Genomic DNA, 6,000 nt, shown 5'->3' on the forward strand with positions numbered 1-6,000 from the left:
GGGTGTCAGCCGGCGCGCGTGACGAAAGTCAGTTTCCGCCCAGCGTTTCCGTGCGGATTTCGCCGTCGTTGACCGGCTGGAAGCCCTGCTGCTGCGGCGGCGGGTTCTGCGGCACGTTCTGCAGCGGCGCGGTGGTGGCTTCGGTTGGGGCGGCCGGCGCGGCCTGAACAGGCGCCGGCGCAACCGCCGGGGTCGCCGCCGGACGCGGTGCACTGCCACCGTTGCCGTTGCGGTTGTTGCGGGCGGCGTAGGTGGCCTCTTCCAGACGATCACGGAAGGCGACCACGTCCATCGACGGCGCACCGGCGGCGCGACCTTCGAAGATCATGCGCGGCGTGGTGTTGCTGCCGTAGGCGTCAAGGTTGGCGGCATCGTCGATCTGCAGCACCGCACCATCCAGCGCGACGCCCGCGAACAGCCCACGGGCACGCGACCAGGACCAGATCTCGGCCTTCAGCTGGCCGTCGGTGGCGGCGGCGGCATTGCGGCCGACCGGACCGGCGGCAACGCCGGCATCGGCGCCGAGCGTGAACTTGCCGTTGACCAGATTGTCCAGGCTGCGGTCGTTGCGGAACACCAGCACCACATCCGAAGATTGCACGCCGGCCTGGAAGCCGATGCTGCCACCGGTGAGCTTCACGAACACCGGGTTGGACCATGCGCCATTGGGCATGCGCACCGACATCAGGCCGTGGCCACGGCGACCGCCAATGACTAGACCGGCCTTGATCGTGTCGGGAATGACGATGACCGCGCGGCCTTCGTCGAGCAATTTATCCGGAATGCCCTGTTCAGGAATTTCCTGGATTTCAGCCAGCACGCGCACGGCGTTGCGGGCGCGCTGGTCTTCCTGCGGTCCGGCCATGGCCTGGCTGGACAGCAGGCTGGCGGCGATCAGCAGGGCTTGGATCGGGCGACGCATGGCAGGCTCCAGAAGTCAGTCCATAGGAAGATATAGCAAGTGACTGAAATTAGTGGTGTTGCCATGAATCCCCAATGAGCGTTCCCTGCCCGCATTGATGCGCGCTATGCCTGCAATCCGAACCCTGCATCCCGGTGCGGCGCCGGATAGGCGACAATATCGCCCATGCTCGACGCACCCGATACCGCCGTGCTGGCGGTCAACCTAGGCACGCCCGAGACGCCGACGGCCCCCGCCGTACGCCGTTACCTGGCCGAATTCCTGTCCGACCCGCGCGTGGTCGCGATTCCGGCACTGCTCTGGCAGCCGCTGCTGCGCGGGCTGATCCTGCCGCTGCGAAGTGGCCGGTCGGCGGCCAAGTATGCCCAGGTCTGGCTGCCCGACGGCTCACCGCTGATGGTGCATACGCGCCAGCTGGCGCAGGCCATGCAGGCCCTGCTGCCGACCCTGACGGTGCGCCATGCGATGCGTTACGGCGAACCGGCGCTGGCCGGCGAGCTCGACCGTCTGGCCGCCGACGGCGCGCGCCGGATCGTGGTGCTGCCGCTGTACCCGCAGTACTCCACCACCACCACCGCCTCGGTCGAAGACCGGGTCGATGCGTGGCAGCGCCGCAACCCGGGCGTGACCGTGAGCCTGGTGCGGGATTACTCGGTCGATCCCGGCTGGGTCGAGGCCGTAGCCGGATCGATCCGCCGCTACTGGGAACAGCACGGTCGCGGTCAGAAACTGATGTTTTCCTTCCATGGTATCCCGCAGCGCCTGGCCGACGCGGGCGACCCGTATCCGCAGCGCTGCGAGGCCAGTGCGCAGGCCATCGCCAATGCACTGGGCCTGGGCAAGGACGACTGGCAGATGGGTTACCAGTCGCGCTTCGGCCGCGAGCGCTGGTTGCAGCCGTATGCCGAGCCCAGCCTGTGGGCGCTGGCCGAGTCCGGCGTGAAGCAGATCGACGTGGTCTGCCCCGGATTTGCCACCGACTGCCTGGAGACGCTGGAAGAGGTTGCGCTGGGCTTCACCGAAACACTGGCCGAGCGCGGTGCGACGATGCGCTACATCCCCTGCCTCAACGCCGAGCCGGAGCATGCACGCGCCCTGGCACGGCTGGCCGTGTCCTCGCTGGCATGAGCCTGCAACCGTTTGAACTCCAGGTCGGGGGCGCACGCGTCGCCGGCCTGCGCAACCACGGCGGCGGCCCACGCGTGCTGGCCCTGCATGGCTGGCTCGACAACGCCGCCAGCTTCGTGCCGCTGGCGCCGCACCTGTCGGCGTTGCAGCTGGTTGCCATCGATCTGCCCGGCCACGGTCACAGCGCACACCTGCCGGCGGGTGCCAGCTACACCACGGCCGCCGCGATCTGCCACGTACTCGATGTCGCCGACGCGCTGGGCTGGGACCGATTCAGCCTGCTCGGCCATTCAATGGGTGCCGGCATTGCCAGCCTTACCGCCTCGGTCAGCGACCGTGTTGATCGGCTGGTGGCGATCGAAGCACTCGGCGGCCTGCGCGGTCCCGAGGAAGAAACGGCGCATCGCCTGCGCGAGCATGTGAACGCCACGCGGGCGTTGGCACGCAAGCAGCTGCGCGTGTTTCCCGATCTGGCAGCGCCGATCCGCGCGCGGATGATGACCAACCAGCTCAGCGAACCCTGCGCACGGCTGCTGGTCGAGCGCGGCGTGGAACCGGTCGAAGGTGGCTACCGCTGGTGCAGCGACCCGCGCCTGATGCTGCCCACCGCGATCCGCCTCAGCGAAGGCCAGATCGACAACCTGCTGCAGGCCATCGCCTGCCCGACGCAGGTGATCTATGCCACGCCGGCGCAGTCCTACTATCCCGAGCCGATGCGCAGTGATCGCCTGCAGCACCTGCGTGATGGACGGCTGGCCGTGTTTCCCGGCAACCACCACCTGCATATGGAAGACCCGGCACGCATCGCCGGGGTGATCCTGCGCTTCCTCGGCAACGACAACGCCGGCTGAGTCGCAGCGTCCGCGCACTTCATTCTGCGCAGTTGCGGCCGATACATCGGTTGCGGGCCACTGCGTCCGCAGCACGTGGGCCCGGTCGGGCCTGCGGCGTGTGTCTGGTCCTGCAAGGAAGTCCGCATGCCCGCTCCATTGCTCCGTCACCCACAGGATGTGGTCACGGCGCCCCGTCTGCGCGACGTTGATTGCGTCGCATTCCCCGAATTCCCGGTCCATGCCCTGGCCACGCACTCGTGCGTGCGCCACCGTGTGGCCGTAGCCGTCTGCTGATCCAGGAGTCGCCGATGTCCGCTGCATCCACTCGTCCCCCCGATACCGCCCGCCTGCCGCATCTGCAGCAGCTCGCCCACCGCGCTGACCGCCGATTGCTGATCGGCAGTGCGGCACTGGCGGTGGCCGGCCTGGTGCTGGCCCTGCGCGGGCCTCATGCCCTGACCGCCTCGCTGGTTGCGGCCGCTGTGCTGCCTGCCATATGGCTGGCCGGTCCCAAGGCCGGCCATTGCGTCACCCGCAATGGCCTGGCGCTGTTGTTGTCGCTGCAGCTGGCAGGGCTGTGCGCGATCACGGGCCTGTCACCGGCGTTGCCGATTGCACTGCTGCTGGGCGTGCTGTTGAGCCATCGTGATCGCCTGCCGGTATGGCTGGCCGGTGGCATCGGCACGCTCGCGCTGCTGGCGCCGTTGCAGGACGGTGCCGCGCTGTGGCCAACGCTGCTGCAGGCCAGCATGTTCGCGGGCCTGACCTTGTTCCTCGGCCAGGTCGCACTGCGCCTTCGGCAGCAGACCGAGGCCCTTGGCCACGGCCCGCGTCGGCTTGCCGCGCTGGCACGCGACATTGCCACCGGTGCCGATCTTGGTGCACATGCCGACACCAGCGCCTATGCACCGGGTTCACTCGCCCACGCCCTGGCCGACACTGCACGCCACGTGCAGACCCAGCGTGGACTCGAGGCGGCGGCGCATGCCGAGAATGCGCAGATCCGCCAGGCGCTGGATGCCTCGCGCACTGCGATGATGATCGCCGACAACGATCACGTGATCCGCTATGTGAACCGCTCGGTGGTGGCTCTGCTGCGCAACCAGCAGGCGACACTGCGCCAGGCCTTCCCTGACTTCGATGCCGAACGCCTGGTCGGCAGCAGCATCCATCGCTTCCATGCCAACCCGGACCGCATCCGCGCCATCCTCAATGGCCTGCAGACCAGCCACAACGGCAAGGTACAGATCGGCCCGGTGCACTTCGCCCAGGTGGTCACCCCGGTGTTCGATGCACAGGGCATGCGCCTCGGCTTCGCCGTGGAATGGCATGACCGTACCCAGGAGCTGGCGCTTGAGAACGCCGTGGCCGGCATCGTCGCTGCTGCCGCTGCCGGCGATCTGGGCCAGCGCCTGCAGGCAACCGAAGGCGCCAGCTTCCTCGATGGCCTGACCGGTGGCATCAACCAGCTGCTCGATACGCTGGGCAGCACCGTCGATGAAGTACGGCAGATGCTTTCGGCGCTGGCCAACGGCGATCTTGATCGGCGCATGCGCGGTGAGTACCACGGTGCCTTCGCCGCGATCCAGCGCGATGCCAACGCCACCGCCGGCCAGCTGGCGCGCATGGTGGGGCGCATCCAGCAGTGCGCAGCCTCGATCAGTACCGCCGCCAGCGAGATCGCTGCAGGCAATGGTGCGCTGTCCGAGCGCAGCGAGCGCCAGGCGGCGCACCTGCAGGAAACCGCTGCCTCGATGGAGGAGCTGACCGCCACCGTGCGCCAGAATGCTGCGCATGCGCGCGAGGCCAGTGAGCTGGCTGCGTCCACGCAGAGCGCCGCCAGTGATGGCAACACCGCGATGCAGCGGGTTGTCGACACCATGCAGGCGATTGAAGGCGCCTCGAAGCGGATCGGCGACATCACCGGCGTGATCGACGGCATCGCCTTCCAGACCAATATCCTCGCGCTCAATGCGGCGGTGGAAGCCGCGCGTGCCGGTGAACAGGGTCGTGGCTTCGCCGTGGTGGCCAGCGAGGTGCGCGTGTTGGCGCAGCGCTCCGCCGCCGCCGCACAGGAAATCAAAAAGCTGATCGATGAGGCAGGCCGGCAGGTGGGCGAAGGTGCCCAGCTGGTGGCCGACGCCGGCAAGCGGATGCAGGGCATTGCCGGCGGCGTGGAGGATGTCAGCCACCTGATGCGCGAAATTTCCGCAGCGTCGCAGGAGCAGTCGACCGGCATCGAGCAGATCAACCAGACCGTGGTGCAGATGGACCAGGCCACGCAGCAGAACGCGGCGCTGGTGGAAGAAGCCACCGCGGCCGCACGCGAGCTGCAGTCGCAGGCGGGGACGCTTACCGAGGCGGTATCGGTGTTCCGCCAGCAGGAACCGCACGAGGTCCCGCGGGCCGCCTGATCCGGGCCTGCAATGCGATCCTGGTCAAGACGGCGCCCGCAGGGCGCCGTTTTTTTGCCTGCTTCTGCGTGATGGGTCAGGAAAAGTCCGCTTCCGGATCTGCCGTGAGGAGCGGCCAGCCCTGTTTGGCGCCGCATCCACACACGGCGTGGATCTACCGGTAGTGCCGGCCGCTGGCCGGCAATCGATTGGTAGCGGCCAACCTTGGTTGGCGCAATGCTTCCTCGTGGACGGCATCCACGCATGGCGTGGATCCACCGGGCGATGTAACGCCATCGGGTTGCCGGCCAGCGGTCGGCACTACCCACGTTTCCTGCGCACAAAGAAAAACCCCGCTGCGTCAGCAGCGGGGTTTTGGGTATAAACCCTGGCGATGACCTACTCTCGCATGGCTTGAGCCACACTACCATCGGCGCAGCTTCGTTTCACTTCCGAGTTCGGGATGGGATCGGGTGGTTCCACAGCGCTAATTTCACCAGGGAGGCTTTTGGAGCGTCGCACTCGTCCCTGTGGGACAAGGCGCCAGCCTCGCATAGTTCTTGTGACGTAGCGTGCACTTGGATGCTCTTACGACGCTGTCGTAAAGCCAAGGCAACTTGAGGTTATATGGTCAAGCCGCACGGATCATTAGTATCAGTTAGCTCAATACATTGCTGTACTTACACACCTGACCTATCAACCACGTAGTCTACATGGTTCCTTC

At 67.2% G+C, this 6,000-nt stretch carries 4 protein-coding genes and 2 rRNA genes; 3 read left to right on the forward strand and 3 right to left on the reverse strand.

Annotation, left to right across the window (positions count from 1 at the left end; all coding sequences use genetic code 11):
* Positions 1-28: 28 nt before the first annotated feature.
* Positions 29-922 (reverse strand): YSC84-related protein, encoded by an 894-nt coding sequence (locus WDC87_RS05565; protein WP_061480672.1) that lies wholly within the window; start codon positions 920-922, stop codon positions 29-31.
* 165 nt (positions 923-1,087) lie between these two features.
* Here WDC87_RS05565 and hemH point away from each other — a divergent pair, with 165 nt between their 5' ends.
* The 3 genes from hemH to WDC87_RS05580 all read left to right on the forward strand — a co-directional run bounded on the left by hemH (position 1,088) and on the right by WDC87_RS05580 (position 5,297).
* Positions 1,088-2,050 carry a ferrochelatase gene (gene hemH / locus WDC87_RS05570; RefSeq protein ID WP_065177801.1) on the forward strand — a complete coding sequence of 321 codons (963 nt, stop codon included), beginning with the start codon at positions 1,088-1,090 and terminating at the stop codon, positions 2,048-2,050.
* Positions 2,047-2,901, forward strand: a complete 855-nt coding sequence (locus WDC87_RS05575; RefSeq protein ID WP_065177800.1) for an alpha/beta hydrolase — start codon at positions 2,047-2,049, stop codon at positions 2,899-2,901. Before hemH ends, WDC87_RS05575 begins: the two co-directional genes overlap by 4 nt.
* Positions 2,902-3,191: 290 nt before the next feature.
* Positions 3,192-5,297, forward strand: coding sequence for a methyl-accepting chemotaxis protein (locus tag WDC87_RS05580; protein WP_072168853.1), 2,106 nt, complete (start codon positions 3,192-3,194; stop codon positions 5,295-5,297).
* Positions 5,298-5,662: 365 nt separating this feature from the next.
* Here the strand turns inward: WDC87_RS05580 and rrf are convergent.
* Positions 5,663-5,777: ribosomal RNA gene (rrf, locus tag WDC87_RS05585) — 5S ribosomal RNA — on the reverse strand.
* 126 nt (positions 5,778-5,903) lie between these two features.
* A 23S ribosomal RNA gene (locus WDC87_RS05590) occupies positions 5,904-6,000 on the reverse strand; the annotation flags it as partial.

It is taken from the genome of Stenotrophomonas maltophilia group sp. Smal12, from assembly GCF_037079935.1.
GTDB classification, from domain to species: domain Bacteria; phylum Pseudomonadota; class Gammaproteobacteria; order Xanthomonadales; family Xanthomonadaceae; genus Stenotrophomonas; species Stenotrophomonas sepilia.